Genomic DNA, 15,474 nt, shown 5'->3' on the forward strand with positions numbered 1-15,474 from the left:
CAATAGAATAGAAAGGGGATAATCATGAAAAAAATTGGAACATTGAGCTTGATCGTTGCATCAATGATGGCAAGCACTGCTTTTGCAGCAGATTTCTCTTTTGACCGTCCTGGTGCGGGAATGGGCACAGGTATTACACCTGTGGGGCATTTGGCTTGGGAACAAGGTTTGCCGAGTGTCAGCTATCAAGAAGGCACGGTTGATGGTGAAAAAGATAAAACCTTAACACTCAACGGTGACATGCTGTTACGCACAGGTTTAGCCGAAGGATTAGAATTACAATTGGGTTGGCAAGGTCCTGTTTGGCAGCAATACAAACGTGCGGGTGTCAAGAAAGAAAGCAATGGTTTAGGCGATGTTAGCATTGGTTTGAAAAAGTCGATTGATTTAAAAGATGATCGTTTATCAATGGCATTGTTGGCTGAAGCAATCATTGCCACAGGGAACGAGGAGTTCACGGCACATGATGATATTTATAGCTTAAGCTCAGCAGTCGCTTATGAATTCAGTGATTTAATTGGTACCTCGATTACCATGCGTTATGAGGCACAGAATAGTAACTGGGCAGTAACGGCGATTCCGACCATTGACTACAAGATTGCAGGTAAATTATCTGGATATTCAGAATTTGTTTACCGTAAAGCGGAGAGCCAAGACTATGAATATGGTCTAGGCACAGGTCTTGTTTATGCTTTAAATAATCGAACTCAACTGGATGCGAGCATTGGGGTTGATCTCAATGGCGACCAGAAAAGCTATAACGGTGGCTTCGGCGTATCGGTTTTATTCTAATCAAAATGCGCCTGATTTCTCTTAAATGAACTCCTGCATTGGAGGGTGGGGATTTGGGGGCAAGATAGAGAGATCATCATGAAAATGTCTATTCAGGCTGGGTTTAGTTCCCAACTGATGAGTTACTTTTTGGGTAGTTTATTGTTGTTATGTGGGTCTTTAACTTACGCTCAAGAGAATTTATCAGCACCTTTGCTTAGCCCAGAACAGGCATTTACATTTTCCGTTGAATCGACACAAACCAATCAAGCACGATTACATTGGACTATTCAGCCGAATTACTATTTATATCAACATAAATTTGAAGTGCAGCAAGGCAATCAGCCTGTTGCATTAAAATTGCCCAAAGCAGTTGAACAATATGATGAAAATTATGGGCATAGCCAAGTTTATTATCAGCAAGTTGAGTTCAATATCACCACACAAGCCGCTCAACATTATCGGGTGACGTGGCAAGGCTGTGCCAAAGACCGAATTTGTTATCCTCCTCAAAATATTGAATTTCAAACTGATGCTGATGGATTGGTGAGTGTCGAAAATGTCAGCTCAAATTCCCAAAAACGTTTTTTAGATGTTGCTCGTTCAGCAAATACCTTGAATGCGCAAACAACAGATGTTGAAGACCTAACAACGGGAAAATCAGAATCAGCAAGTATCAGCAATTCAACACCAATGGCGCAAGACCAAAAGTGGTCAAATACTTTAGAACAACATTCTCTCGCCTACAGCCTTGTACTGTTCTTAGGTTTGGGCATTTTGTTGGCATTTACGCCGTGTTCTTTGCCGATGTTGCCAATTTTGACCTCATTGATCATAAGAGAGCATAAAGGCGTCAAAGCGTGGACAATTGCGCTGACCTTTGTGGTCAGTATGGCAATGGTTTATGCAGTTTTAGGTTTAATCGCTTCTGCTGCTGGACTGAATTTTCAGCGTTGGTTACAGCAACCTGCGACCTTGATCGCCTTTAGCTTATTGTTTGTGATCTTTGCATTGAACCTGTTTGGCTTATTTGAGTTGAAACTACCGCAGAAATGGGTGAATCGACTAGATCACATGCAGTCCACACAAAAAGGTGGAACGCTGGTGGGTGCCAGTGTGATGGGAATGATTTCTGCCTTGCTGGTCGGCCCTTGTATGACCGCACCTCTGGCAGGAACACTCCTCTTTATTTCACAAACGCAAAATCAGTGGCAAGGTGCTCTACTATTATTCACCTTGGGATTTGGTATGGGTATTCCATTACTGCTTGCCAGTGTTCTAGGTGCAAAGGCACTACCGAAAGCAGGGGAATGGATGCATCAAATTAAGGTTATTTTTGCCTTTTTGATGTTGGCGTTAAGTATTTATTTTATCCGTCCGTTATTACCTGAATTAGCGATTCAAATACTTAGTCTTGTATTGGGCATGGCATTTATTGGTTTCGCGATATATCGTCTGTTTGTGAAGAAAGGGCAATTACAGTGGTTATATGCATTGTTGCTGATGATCTCAGTTCCGTTTTTAGCTTTTAACCAATATCAACATATTCAAAATTTAAGCGCAGTTCAGGCAGATAAATTAGCAGAGTGGCATGTCGCAACAACCGCTGCTGATTTTGAGCGGATTCTAGCCAACGCACCCAAAGATCAGGCCGTTGTGATTGATGTGTATGCAGACTGGTGTGTGGCTTGTCAGCCGATTGAGCATCGTGTATTAAAAGATGCAGAAGTTCAACAGGCATTATCTCACTATTATTTGATTAAACTTGATTTAAGTCATTATGATGCGTCACATCAGGCTTTATTAAATCAATGGGACATTTTAGGACCGCCAACCTATTTATTTTTAGATCAAAAACAACAAGAAGTACGTTCGCTGCGTTTAACTGGTGCTTTTCAAAAATCAGAATTATTACAACAACTCACCTTGCTGAAAGGGAAATTATAATCATGTATCAATTGTTTATTGGCAATAAAAATTATTCAACTTGGTCGATGCGACCGTGGATTTTATTAAAACAACTTGGCATTCCATTTCAGGAGCATTTAATTCAATTTGATAGTTTTGAACCTAATAGCCAATTTAAAACTGAGATTTTAAAATTGAATTCAACGGGCAAAGTCCCAACACTCATGCACGATGATTTGATTATTTGGGATAGTCTGGCGATTTGTGAATATATTGCTGAACAAAATCCTGAGAAGAATGTGCTACCTCAAGATAGAAAGCAACGAGCCAAAGCACGATGCATTAGTGCAGAAATGCACAGTAGTTTTCAAAGTTTACGCAATCTGTGCCCAATGAATGTAGAAGCGGATTTAGCCCATATCGGACAACAGCTTTGGCTGGACAATGCCCAGCTTCGTCCAGATGTGGCTCGGATTGAACAAATTTGGTCTGAACGTCCAACTGAGGACAGCTTTTTATGTGGTGAGTTTAGTCTAGCCGATGCATTTTATGCGCCTGTGGCTATGCGTTTTGAATGTTATAAATTACCCATCTCTGCTTCTAGCCAAAGTTATATGCACAAGATATTGTCTTTAGCATCAGTTCAAGAGTGGATCGCAGAAGCCAAACAAGAACAGATGTTTGTACCCTTTGATGAGCCTTATCGTAATCATCGTGAAGAATATCTAAAAGACTAAACAACAGGTCAAAAATAAAGGCATCTTTGGATGCCTTTATTTGATTAATTTGACAATAATTCAGTAAATACTTTGACCTGATTACGACCCGCTGCCTTTACGGCATACAGGGCACGATCTGCTTGGCTAATAATTAAATGGGGTTCATTGGCACTGAGCGTGCTACTAATTCCAAAACTTGCACTGATTGAAAATTCTTGATGATCTTCTGATGTAAAACTTAATTCAGCAATTGCTATGCGGCAACGTTCAGCCACACTATATGCTTGGGCTGGTTTAGTATTGGGAAGTAATAAAATAAACTCCTCACCGCCAAAGCGCCCAATCATATCTCGATCACGTAAATTACTCGCTAAGCACTTTGCAAGTTCTACCAATACCTGATCACCTACACTGTGCCCAAAATGATCATTAATATTTTTAAAGTGATCTAAATCGAGTAATACAATGGAGTACAGTTGATTGGGTTGTTGGTGTAGCCGCTCTAAATGATTACTAATACTTCGACGATTCATCACATTGGTTAATGGATCTAGGCGACTGAGTACTTGAATCGCTGTTTCTCGAATTCGCCATTGTTTAAGTAAAATTTCAAATAGAAGTAGGCAAGCAATCAAAATCGGGAGTAAAAAAAAGAACATACTGCCGACCCAAAAAGGGTGCATTTGTGCTTGATTGAGGACTTCTAGTTTAAAGATTGGTGCGTATTGCAATACGCCATACATACTTAAGAAATTGCAAAACAGCAAGGCAATCGTGGCAGGTATAAGCGCGCAATAAATCATTTTACGATCAAACAGAACCAAACCTACTCCAACCACACTGACATAGGCGACCATGGTTGCAGGGCTGAAACTACCAATTAAATAGCTCATATGGCACAGTAAAACAGTAAAGACTTGTACACTTAAAATAGGGATGATTTCCTGTACCCATTTTTTATCTTTATATAGATGGCAAGGTACAATCAGGCTCAAAAAAACAAACAACATAATGATATTGGTCCAAAGTTTAGATCGAACCAAAGGTAAATTGACCCATTGCCATGTGATGGGGTTCAGCAAGACAAAACTATCCCAAATAATCCAAAAAATGCTCATTAGTGAGGCAAGGGTTAGCAACAAAATACATTTCTTTAACATGTTCCAATTGATCAATGGTCCATGTTCCCAAAACTTTGAGAAACTCCATTTTTCTCTGTTGACTAACCGCTTAAAATGAATCTTCATCATTGGCATGCTTCCTTATATGCAATGAGATTCCTAAGAAACTTTATTAATGTAAATTCGTCATCAAAAATTTTGTTAAACGATTATTAAAATAACAATAACATCTTTAGAATGAGAAGGAAGTCTAGTTATATGCTTTTTAATGTAAATTAGAAGAGGAAAAATTCTTTGAAAAAGGGGCTATGATCTAAATATCCAATCAGTTTAATTTCATAATGACAAAAATGAATTAAGAATGACAATGGTCAGACATAACTGACCATTTTCTGTACAATATTTTTAAGTGGCCTTAATCTTGGTCAAGTGCATGAGCAAAATCAGCAATGTCTGCTAATGCTTGTTTGGCTTCAGGGAACCATGCATTAAACATTTGGAAGTTATGCCACATACCTGTGTACAGTTTAAAATGAACTTTGACGCCTGCTTTCTCCGCTTTTTCTCTAAAGCGTTTTGAATCATCCAGTAAAATTTCTTTAGAACCGACCTGAACAAGCGTGGTTGGTAATCCTTTTAAGTCATCAAATAAAGGTGAAACACGAGGATCATCCGCCTGGATGCCATCTTTTAAATAATGATTGATCCCTGCTTGCAAAGCTTCAATTGAGAGTAAGGCATCATGTTTTTGGTTAAAGCGTAGAGATTCACTGGTTAAGGTGAGATCTAAATAGGGTGACATGAGAATTAAACCACTTGGCATTAACTCAGGTTGTGCTTTTAGTCTTAGGCACAATGCCAATGCAAGGTTTGCCCCACAAGAGTCACCTGAAATAATAATATCTTTGGGCTTAATACCTTGCACTAACAATGCTTGATAAACATCAAAAATTGCATCAATCGCTTCAGGAAAAGCATGTTCAGGTGCTAAAGGATAATCGACATGAATCACTTGCATTTGGGTTCGTGCAGCAATATCAGTCATGAGGGCACGATGGGTATTTAAACTGCCTAAGAAAAATGCACCACCGTGAATATGGAAAATCAATTGTGTTGCAGAGGCTTTGGCTTTAATCTCCTCGCCACGAACACCCGCTAAGCGTAATGGTCGAATTTGTACTGTTGGGTTTTGTGGAAATAAACGACAAAGTTGATCGAGTAAAGGTCGTAAAGCATTCGGGGCTAAATTAAACTGACTCGGCGTACGAATGGTCGCTTTTAGTAATGATTCAGTAAAATAATATTTCCAAACAGTACCAAGTTTCATAATTTTTCCATATTGTTAGGTCAATATATAAATGAGAGTTTTGACTTGCATTTCGCCATTTGCAACAATGAAAACGATGCTTTTTTATTGCTCAGGATATACCCAATAGTCATAATCAAGAATTGCAATATTGATAAAAATTCTCAATACTCATAGTCTTGAAAGGACCCCTTAAGGATATTACAAAAATGAAGAAAATTGCTTTAGCATTTGGATTGCTCGGTTTAACAACTTTTGCCAATGCAGCAGATGTATTAAATGGCTCAGTATGGCAAACCATTGATGATGAAACGAAACAGCCAAAAGCGATCGTAAAGTTTACTGAACAAAGAGATGGCTCGCTGACCGCATCTATTCAGAAATATTTAGTCCCAGGACAAGAGACTTCTTGTTCTAAATGTGAAGGGACATTCCATAATAAAACATTAAAAGGGGTAACGATTGTTCACAGCCTTAAAAATGTGGGCGGCGTGAACTATGATGGTGGTTCAATTATCGATCCTAAAAATGGTAAAACCTATAAATTGAAAGCTGAAATCATCGAAGGTGGTAAAAAGCTTAAATTACGTGGTTATATTGGTGTTGCGGCATTAGGTCGTAACCAAACTTGGGTTCGTGCAAACTAAGCGTTTGTTACCCTTAAAAAGACCGAGTCCAGTGACTCGGTTTTTTTATATCTGTTCAGCTGCTGCTTGAAAGTGTTAAGCAGATAAAGCGTGATAAGTGGCTTCATCAAAGCCAATCACCAAGCCCTGAGGAGTTTGTAATACTGGACGTTTAATTAGGCTCGGTTGAGCAATTAAAGTTTCAATCAGATTTTCCTGATTGCTGATCGCATATGCTTGTTCCGCTTCGGTTAATTTGCGCCATGTCGTGCCTTTTTTATTTAATACTTTGTCCGCACCCATGTCTTTTAGCCAAACTGCTAAAGTCACTGCGTCAATACCTTGTTTTTTGTAATCATGAAATTCGTAAGCAATACCTTGTGCTTGTAAGGCATCGAAAGCCTTTTTCATTGAACTACAATTTTTAATACCATAAATTTTAAACATACTGAAAAGCCATCAAGATGATAGATATATTTGCATGAAAGCCTAACGCAAAAGAACGAGATATTGCTAGTTGAAATTTTTTATAAAGTTTGTGGGTCTATTGTCTTTCGTAAAAGTGCATTGATGATTTATGTGCAAGATAAAATTGAGCAAAATATTGAATACATAAAAAGAGAAAACCCGCATCTAATCATCCTGATCATGCGGGTCTCATTTCAACGTCCAATGTCACATCCTTGAATAAACTTAATCTAAGTTTATTTTTCCTTCCTACGGCGTCCTATCCCTTTTTGGTCATCCTGACCGCTTCCCTGTGCCGTGGTGCTATAATGCCGTTACAGTGAGTAAATAAAAATACACAAAAACGACAAATCATGTAAGCTAAAGAGGCGATCAAAGTGAACAAGTGTTCACTTATTCGTGTATTTTATAGTCAATAATCACAGGTGCGTGGTCACTAAACCATTGTTCTTTATAGACCCATGCATTTGTAGTACGTACTTTCCAATCTGGAGAACATGCTTGATAGTCAATACGCCAACCGACATTTTTCGCACGTGCTTGACCACGATTTGACCACCATGAATACAATTCGGCTTCTTTTCGTACCTCACGGAAGCTATCGACATAACCCAATTCATCGTAAATATGATCGAGCCATGCGCGTTCATGCGGTAAGCAGCCTGATGACTTCTGATTGCCTGACCAATTCTTAATATCAATACGTTTATGCACGATATTGTAGTCACCACAAACGATGATAGATTTATTTTCATTTCGCCATTGTTTGAGTATTTGGGCATATTCTTGAAGAAATAAATCTTTACGTGCTTGGGCTTCATCGCCACTTGAACCTGATGGCAAGTATAAGGAGGCAATATGAACTGGCTGTGACAGTCCTAAATCGAACTCTGCTGAGATAAAGCGCCCTTGGGAATCTGCCAACTCAAAACCTAAGCCATTCTGTACAGAAACAAAAGGTAAGCGACTATAAATCGCTGTGCCTGCATAGCCTGCACGTTCAGCAGGGAATAGGTGCGTATACCAACCTTCTGGTTTAAATTTATCCGTCCATTGTTCATGGGTGATGCGGCTTTCTTGCATACACACCACGTCGGCATCAGACTGTTCTAACCATTCGAGTAGCCCCTTAGTCACAGATGAACGTAGACCATTTACGTTGATTGAAACCACTCGAAGAATTTTTACATCACTTGGATAGCTATCCTTTGGTATCATACGTCTGTTTAACCTCAATTAAAGAATTTGGAGCACCTTATATGACAACGCCTGTGTCATTTCATCCGCAAGCTTTTATCGAACTCGCATTATCACGTGGTGTGCTTAAATTTGGTGAGTTTACCTTAAAATCAGGTCGTGTCAGTCCTTATTTCTTTAACGCAGGTTTGCTCAATGATGGTGAGGCACTTTCTTTATTAGCAGAAGGCTATGCCGATAAATTGGTTCAGTGTGACAATGTCGGTGTGATTTTTGGCCCTGCTTATAAAGGTATTCCATTTGTTGCTGCAACTGCGGTGGCGTTGTCTCAAGTTCATGGCAAAAGTGTACCATGGGGCTTTAACCGTAAAGAAGCCAAAGATCATGGTGAAGGTGGTGTGTTGGTGGGTGCATCGGTTGCTGGTCAAAAAGTGTGGATCATTGATGATGTGATTACTGCGGGGACTGCAATCCGTGAAGTTGTCACGGTCTTAAAAAATGCAGGAGCAACGATTGCAGGTGTGTTGGTGGCGTTAGACCGCCAAGAGCGTGGTCAGGGTGAGCTTTCTGCGATTCAGGAAGTACAAAAAGAACTCGAAATTCCTGTACATGCTTTAATCACAATGAAAGATTTGATGGATTATTTAGATGCGAAAGGCGAGAAAGAAGCTTTGGCAAATATGCAGGCCTATCGTGAAAAATATGGTATCTAAATTTTAGATGTGGGGAAAAGGAAGCAGCAATTGCTTCCTTTTATTTTGATTACAAATCATGATTAAAAAAAGAGGCGTGGAATGTGAGAAATCATTCCAGTGTGCTGAATCCTTAGAGTGATCTTGACCAAAATATTGATATAAGAAGAAAAATATCAAGCATTTCACATGATATTAATTTTAGTCATGAAATCATTGCTAATTTCATCCTTATACTATTGTCTTTGATTAAAGGAAACATATAAGATACTAAAAAATAAACACTTTTAAAGAATAAATATCATTATGTCCCTTCAAACACCTGAACGAGAAATTCTAAATTTCCAACCGCATCTATTTAAAACCATCGCTTTTGTCTCGGCTGCATTATTCTTCACTCGGATCATATTCGATTGGAAATTTCTTATCGAAGGTCATTTTTCAAAAATTGAGTTTGTTCCTCTTGTTACGGCATTACTTGTGTTCATCATTACCAGTAGCACAAGAATCATTCTCTCCACACACAGCATTAAGCAAAAAATTGGTCCATTTTTTCGATATGAAACGCAAAGATCACAAGTTGAAGCGATTAAAATCACACCGACAGCTCAATACATGCATAAAAAAGCGCATCCAATTCTATTTAAAAAGTTATTTAGTAAAAAAGATCAAGAATTTACTGCCGAATATTGGAATAGATATGGTGTATTGCATTTCATCCATTCAGAGAAAATTTATACGCTGTTTAAAATGAGCCTGACAGATATTTTACTGTCGCAGCTTTCTGAGGAGCAATCTACACAACTCATTCGACATTTGGTCCAAGATTGGCAATTAGCAAAACCTCTAGTAGAAGATGAGTTTCCTGCTCAGCCTCTGGTAATTGCACAAAATGATATTGGCAAATATGCACTTGTTCTATTAGTGGTAAGTCTATTGATCGGATTGATTGCCTTCTGTACCCCAATGTTGATATTACAATCTCTACATTTTGGTGTTGAATCTTATTTTTGGATGATTCCTTGCTTCATGTTTGCAATCGGGTTGAGTTTTTTTCTAATTCGTCAAGAAGCAAAAAGCTATCCATTTGCTACTTCTATTTTAGTCGGGCTAGTACTTGGTTCATCGCTGTATTTTTTAGCATTACAAATCAATCGTTTTTATAGTGAGTCAGTATCACAAAAAACTTGGACAGTAGAGCTTAAACTGATTGAACAGAAGGAGCATTATCAGACTTGGCAGCTTCCAAAAGAGCTTATAGATAAAACTGGCTTAACTGAAATTTATATTGCAAAGAAATGGCAAAACACCCATACACATGTTGAACTGTATCAAAGTTATCCAATCACAATCCATCAAGGCTTATTTCAAGATTATTGGTTAACCCCACATGATTTTCAGCCCAAACCAGTCACGCTTGAGACCCAACCATGATGGACTACTGAATAGTCACTGATATCTAGGATAAGGGCAGCCCAAGAAAAAGCTTAATCTTCGTCTCAAGTAGATATGTTTTATATTCTAAAAGCAGACATTTCTACTTGAGACTTACAGCATTAATTGATGCTCATTTTTATCTGCTCAGTTGGCTCTTAGCTTCCTTTAATTCTTGTTGTGCATTTTGAAGTTTGGTTTGTTTTTTAATGATTTTTCTCGGATCACCTTTCTCTTTTTCTTTCTGAAGTTCAAGCTCTAACTTGGAAACTTTTCGTTGTTTTTCTAGTACTTTTTGCTCTCTTTCATATTTTAAACTTGAATCATTACATTTTGCGATATTCTCTTTTAGTGCTTTTTCTAAGCCTTTAATTTCATACGTATTGCCACGAGATTGAGCATATTTAAGTTGAGTTTCTATATCTTGTTTTTTCGCAGCGCAACCTTTTAAAACTTCAGCATTCACTGTGCTGATTGATAATAATGACGCTGTAATAATCAATAATTTGCTGAATTTCATTTATAAAACACCAATACATGAAAAATAACGAGAATTATTAAGTATTTTTTGATATTTGTGTGATGTATTTTGGTAAAAATTGATGATGGGCGAGATCAGCTTTCAATTTTAATCCAAGGTTGTAATTTGTTTATCTTAGTGTGGTTTTCGCACTAAGCCTATTTGCTTAGGGAATGGGAGTAATCACTCAGTATTATACGAGGCATGGCGAATGAAAAATTAGGTCTGGCGGTTGAACTCCATCTACTCGCTATTTTTTATACAGTAAATGTTCACAGACCCTCATCGATTATTAGAAAGAATGATTGAGAAATGAGCATGGAACGTGAATAGTCACGAACAAGCCGTTCCAGTGCGTTAAACCCTAGAACGGCTTGATGCTAAAGAGGAAACTTCAAGCATTACGCATAAGCCGTATTATGTTAATTTTAGAAAATCTTAAAATTACAATTGAGACCCTGCATCAAAATCAGATTGATAAGATACTGGAATATTACTTCTAATAACAGTTACATCTTGAGTTCCACCTCTTACAAATCCCAAGTTAAGTAACTCACTTACAAACTCATTACAATTTAGACGACTATGATAAGCTGAATTACCCGCACTATAGCCTAAAGTGGGAAAATGAGCTTCTACGTGGTTTGAAACAAAAGTAATACGCCCTTCTTCACCCCATGCTCCTTGTTCATTATTTTTCTCCCAAGTCACACCAACCCCATGAGAAGTTATGTAACCAATGAACATATATTTTTCATTTTCATTAGCAAAGCTGATTTGCTTATTTTTCCCATAAATCAATTTCATATTAGAACTCCTTAATTAAGATGAGATTAGTAGTTATAGCCTATATTCTAAAATTCAAGAGATTAGGCATAATAATTATCAATAGTTTTAGAGATACTTAGGAAATCTAGATAAGGAATCTCATATACATTTTCGTCTTCAAATCCTACAGCTAATATTTCTTTTAATTTGTCAAAGTCATATATTTGTGGAATTGAGTCTTGTGTTAAATTATCTCTGATTTTACTAGTTTTAGAAATTAGTAATAAATACTGATAATCTCTATTAATTTCTTGTGTTTTTCCTAATGGATGTGCTCGATTTAAATGCTGAGATGGTGACAGAGCAATTAAATTTTCAATAGATCCTGAAAGAACGGGATATAACGCTTCTGGAAATATATGGTGTATATGTGTTGCTTCACTATTAGCTAAATTATCATGATGCTCTGAAATTGAATTGAAAAACTCATGATTAAATTTACGTAAAAGTTTTTTAGCTTTATTAGAATTATATTTCCAAAATCGCTCCAACTTCAATTTTTCGCTTAGTGTTGGTTCATGCTCATTTCGTGTAATATCCTTGGGTTTATTTGTGTATAAATCCCTGAAATTTAATCGATTATACATAAGTTGATCATAGATTATTTTTTGCGGAGACAATCTTCCACTTTCTGTTCCATAGCTTTTTACATCAAAAGCTAAGGGGTTTAGAATTTTTGTAAAAATCCTTCGGCATTCAACTTCTGTATTAATTGATGTGTATTTAATCGTAAATTTTTCAAATGCTGATTTTAACTCAGAAAAGCTATTTACATTTGGGTTATCAAAAAAGGTTTCAAAATAATCATATAAATCACTATCATTCAACACATGCTTTATATAATGTGTCAAAAACTTAAGAGCATTTCTTTCTCTCACAGCAATGTAAGACAATAGCTCAAAATTCTTTACAGAATATATGTTTCTATTACCCTTTTTTTCTTTAGATAGCACACCTGAATAAGCTAATAATTCCATAGGTTGTTGAAAAAACTTATCATATTCATTTTGAGCATTTTCACTATGAACATCAGGCTTCGAAAATAGATCTGAAACCTCTTTCGCATATTGTGAATTCCAAATCTCTTTGGTTGAAAATTCCAAATTTTCATCGTGTTCAACATAGTTCAGAATACAGTCTGCTATAATGCAAACTACATCTGGTGTACATTTTTGATCGATCCAACGAGCATTTCCTGAAATACGTATATCGTAGTTAAACTGATCTAAAAAACTGTCTAAATTTTTATCATTGAACACAATGATTTCTCTTACCAAAATAAAATATAGCAATATTATCAATATTTAATGATCGTGTACTATGATTTCGAGCAATTCGATAAAACTCTTCAAATTCAGGAGAAGCAAAGAATAGTAAATCTGTTTCAGCGATAGATATACTAGGCTTTAGCTCAAATATTGCTACAGATCCATTCACCACGCAATTTTTAGGCTTTACGACAACCCGAGGATAATAAGTCATATTAGGGCTTAGAAACATATCATCACGTTCTAGATATTTATTAACACCTAGTTTTGATAATGCACCTTTTTCAATAAATACATCATCTTTAATATGAATAATTTTATCTCCACTTCGAGGAATGTTTTTTGACTTAATTACCCATATATCACCTGTAGGTTCTAGAAGTTTTGATGTAATTTGTCGATCACGGAATACATTAAAAATTCCAAAACTCATTTCTGATGCTAACTTCTTGAAACTTTCATTAATATAAATAAGCCAATTAGGAAAAAATGATTGTGTGATTTCATTTTGATCTTGCATTAATTCAAATTTCTTAGGTACAGAAACTACTTTTGTTCCTGAAGTGTTGTTGGACTTTGTATCCAAAAATAAGCAGATCGTTTCAATCAAAACCCCCTTGAAGCCTGTTTCTCCAAAATCAGTAATACATTGGATATTTATATTTTTAATTTTTTCTCTGGACATTGAAAAATCAGAATTATGTAAAAAATATTTAGGCATAATTAAAACAATATAATTAGATAATTCTATTGATTTATCTAGAAAAAATGCAGAAATATTATCGGCAACAGGGTTGTTAAACTCCTGACGTAAATTTTCTCTATAAGTTCCTTTAATCTTCATAAAAGGAGGATTACCAACAACCAAATCATATTTTTTTTCAAGCTGATATGTTAAAAAATCACCATATATATAATTGATTTTTAAGTTATTAAAATCAGAAAACTCCTTTTGTATAAAGATCTCACAAATCTCTAAAGAATGCTGATTTATATCAAATACATCACATTCTATTGAATCAAATAGCCCCTTATAGTAATGAATTACTCGACGTAAAATATTTCCTACTCCCACAGAAGGCTCTAGGATCTTCAAAGTCCTTTTATGGATTTGTGGCAACTGTTGGCAAAGTGTCTGCACTGTTTTTGGGTCAGTGTAATAAGCAGCCGTTGACTCTTGTAAACCATTTGCCATTTCTGCAAGACGAGATAAATCATCAATAGATAATGCTAATGGATTGTCTAAAATAAATTTTTTACTTTTAGCGAAACAGTTTAGTTCATGCTCTTTAATCAACTTCTTGAGTGAAGCATCATTATTTTTTTGCATGTTTTAAACCTTCTTTAATATTTTTCGCAATTTTTGAAAAAATAATGGTTGGTACAGCTTCACCTAAACTTTGTCTAATATTTACCTCATGCTTTTTTAAATAATCCTTTTTTTCTATATCACTAAGTCTAGTTAATTCAAATAACGTATGGTTAGTCCATTTGAATTTTTTAGGGACATTCATAAAAATCATTAATTCTCGCAAACTAAAAACACGATCATCTTCAGGATGTACTGTATTTTGACTCGCTAAAATATCATTACGTGTATGAATACATGGAGGAATTTTATCCCAAAGTTGACGGCTATATTTATCTCCATTCTTATTCACATTAGGGATAAAAATACCATCTTTTATTTGATGGGGACGTTTAAGTGGATCTGAGTTATCAAAAGCATTCTCGCCAGGTTTTAAATCTTTGATCCATTCACGCATATGTGGTCTATATGATTTAAAATTATGATAAATGTCATTTTTATCTATTCCACCCATTACTTCCAATCTAGGTAAATAATAAATTAAATCACGCATCTTTTTTGAGTTTTCTTTAGATGGCCAAAGGCCATCTATGTTTAGATCAACATCTTTTCTAACGCCTAGTACTAAACATCTTGAACGACTTGAATTTGCACCATAATCTTTAAAATTAATAATTTTGGACTCAAACTTATACAAATCTTCAAGTTCTTCCTGAATAGCTTGAGATATTTTACGTTCTTTACCTTCCTTGCCACATTTTGTATTCATAAATGCAGCAACATTTTCAAAAATAAAGACTTTGGGTTGGATTAATGAAATAAGATGGATCGCTTCTAAAACGAGTGAGTTTCTAATTATTTCATCTTTTGTTTTCTTATGATTTGCAACAGACATACCTTGACAAGGTGGTGTAGCTATTACCACATCAATATCCTTTAAGTTTTTATTTTTTTTATATTCATCAATATAATTTAACGCAGTTTTTTGAATTTTAGGATCAGTAATATCCCCACATAAATAACCACGTGGATCACTACACTTAGCATTACACTTCTGTACTTCCATACGCCTTTCAACCAATTCATTGGTTAAGACACAATCGAATTTTTCTTGTTTAAAGCCATAGCAACCTACGCCAGCACTACTGAACAAGGATACATAGGTATAAGGTCGCATTTTTCATCTACATTAAATAAAGTCTGAAAGAATCATACTTAAAGCTAATCTATTAGGGAAGGATTACCATTTCTATTGTTTAAAGATTAGTCTAATTCATGGTTAGTATGAAAAAAACACACTAACCATT

Annotated in this window: 15 protein-coding genes; 6 read left to right on the forward strand and 9 right to left on the reverse strand. The window is 36.0% G+C overall.

The features are described from left to right. Positions 1 to 24 precede the first annotated feature (24 nt). The 3 genes from MMP60_RS00480 to MMP60_RS00490 all read left to right on the forward strand — a co-directional run bounded on the left by MMP60_RS00480 (position 25) and on the right by MMP60_RS00490 (position 3,416). Entirely contained in the window at positions 25 to 792 is a 768-nt protein-coding gene (locus MMP60_RS00480; protein WP_241334494.1) for a transporter, read from the forward strand. A 78-nt stretch (positions 793 to 870) separates the two neighbouring features. Next, positions 871 to 2,718, forward strand: coding sequence for a protein-disulfide reductase DsbD (gene dsbD / locus MMP60_RS00485; protein WP_241334495.1), 1,848 nt, complete (start codon positions 871 to 873; stop codon positions 2,716 to 2,718). A 2-nt stretch (positions 2,719 to 2,720) separates the two neighbouring features. Beyond that, positions 2,721 to 3,416 carry a glutathione S-transferase family protein gene (locus MMP60_RS00490; protein WP_241334496.1) on the forward strand — a complete coding sequence of 232 codons (696 nt, stop codon included), beginning with the start codon at positions 2,721 to 2,723 and terminating at the stop codon, positions 3,414 to 3,416. Positions 3,417 to 3,460: 44 nt separating this feature from the next. On the opposite strand, the gene MMP60_RS00495 is transcribed toward MMP60_RS00490, so the two are convergent. After that, positions 3,461 to 4,648, reverse strand: coding sequence for a GGDEF domain-containing protein (locus MMP60_RS00495; protein WP_241334497.1), 1,188 nt, complete (start codon positions 4,646 to 4,648; stop codon positions 3,461 to 3,463). Between the two features lie 286 nt (positions 4,649 to 4,934). Beyond that, positions 4,935 to 5,846, reverse strand: a complete 912-nt coding sequence (locus MMP60_RS00500; protein WP_241334498.1) for an alpha/beta hydrolase — start codon at positions 5,844 to 5,846, stop codon at positions 4,935 to 4,937. A gap of 188 nt (positions 5,847 to 6,034) precedes the next feature. Between MMP60_RS00500 and MMP60_RS00505 the strand changes: the two genes are divergently transcribed. Further along, complete coding sequence (locus MMP60_RS00505; protein ID WP_241334499.1) at positions 6,035 to 6,472, forward strand: DUF2147 domain-containing protein; 438 nt, start codon at positions 6,035 to 6,037, stop codon at positions 6,470 to 6,472. Positions 6,473 to 6,547: 75 nt separating this feature from the next. On the opposite strand, the gene MMP60_RS00510 is transcribed toward MMP60_RS00505, so the two are convergent. Both MMP60_RS00510 and MMP60_RS00515 read right to left on the reverse strand, forming a co-directional pair. Next, complete coding sequence (locus tag MMP60_RS00510) at positions 6,548 to 6,898, reverse strand: arsenate reductase (RefSeq protein WP_241334500.1); 351 nt, start codon at positions 6,896 to 6,898, stop codon at positions 6,548 to 6,550. Between the two features lie 414 nt (positions 6,899 to 7,312). Further along, the gene (locus MMP60_RS00515) at positions 7,313 to 8,137 is read right to left on the reverse strand and encodes an exodeoxyribonuclease III (RefSeq protein WP_241334501.1); all 825 of its coding nucleotides are present in this window, start codon (positions 8,135 to 8,137) and stop codon (positions 7,313 to 7,315) included. 41 nt (positions 8,138 to 8,178) lie between these two features. Here MMP60_RS00515 and pyrE point away from each other — a divergent pair, with 41 nt between their 5' ends. Next, on the forward strand, positions 8,179 to 8,829 hold the full coding sequence (pyrE, locus tag MMP60_RS00520) for an orotate phosphoribosyltransferase (RefSeq protein WP_241334502.1): 651 nt from the start codon (positions 8,179 to 8,181) through the stop codon (positions 8,827 to 8,829). A 285-nt stretch (positions 8,830 to 9,114) separates the two neighbouring features. Continuing rightward, positions 9,115 to 10,242, forward strand: coding sequence for a hypothetical protein (locus MMP60_RS00525; RefSeq protein ID WP_241334503.1), 1,128 nt, complete (start codon positions 9,115 to 9,117; stop codon positions 10,240 to 10,242). Between the two features lie 139 nt (positions 10,243 to 10,381). On the opposite strand, the gene MMP60_RS00530 is transcribed toward MMP60_RS00525, so the two are convergent. The 5 genes from MMP60_RS00530 to MMP60_RS00550 form a co-directional block, all read right to left on the reverse strand. Then, positions 10,382 to 10,762: a DUF1090 domain-containing protein gene (locus tag MMP60_RS00530; RefSeq protein WP_241334504.1), complete on the reverse strand. Its 381-nt coding sequence runs from the start codon at positions 10,760 to 10,762 to the stop codon at positions 10,382 to 10,384. Between the two features lie 444 nt (positions 10,763 to 11,206). Then, positions 11,207 to 11,569 carry a hypothetical protein gene (locus tag MMP60_RS00535; protein WP_241334505.1) on the reverse strand — a complete coding sequence of 121 codons (363 nt, stop codon included), beginning with the start codon at positions 11,567 to 11,569 and terminating at the stop codon, positions 11,207 to 11,209. A gap of 62 nt (positions 11,570 to 11,631) precedes the next feature. Then, entirely contained in the window at positions 11,632 to 12,849 is a 1,218-nt protein-coding gene (locus tag MMP60_RS00540; protein ID WP_241334506.1) for a hypothetical protein, read from the reverse strand. Next, positions 12,839 to 14,188: a class I SAM-dependent methyltransferase gene (locus MMP60_RS00545; protein WP_241334507.1), complete on the reverse strand. Its 1,350-nt coding sequence runs from the start codon at positions 14,186 to 14,188 to the stop codon at positions 12,839 to 12,841. The genes MMP60_RS00540 and MMP60_RS00545 overlap by 11 nt, the downstream gene beginning before the upstream one ends. Continuing rightward, positions 14,175 to 15,344, reverse strand: coding sequence for a DNA cytosine methyltransferase (locus MMP60_RS00550; RefSeq protein ID WP_241334508.1), 1,170 nt, complete (start codon positions 15,342 to 15,344; stop codon positions 14,175 to 14,177). The genes MMP60_RS00545 and MMP60_RS00550 overlap by 14 nt, the downstream gene beginning before the upstream one ends. Positions 15,345 to 15,474: the final 130 nt, after the last annotated feature.

It is taken from the genome of Acinetobacter sp. ANC 4805 (assembly GCF_022549495.1).
Classification (GTDB): domain Bacteria; phylum Pseudomonadota; class Gammaproteobacteria; order Pseudomonadales; family Moraxellaceae; genus Acinetobacter.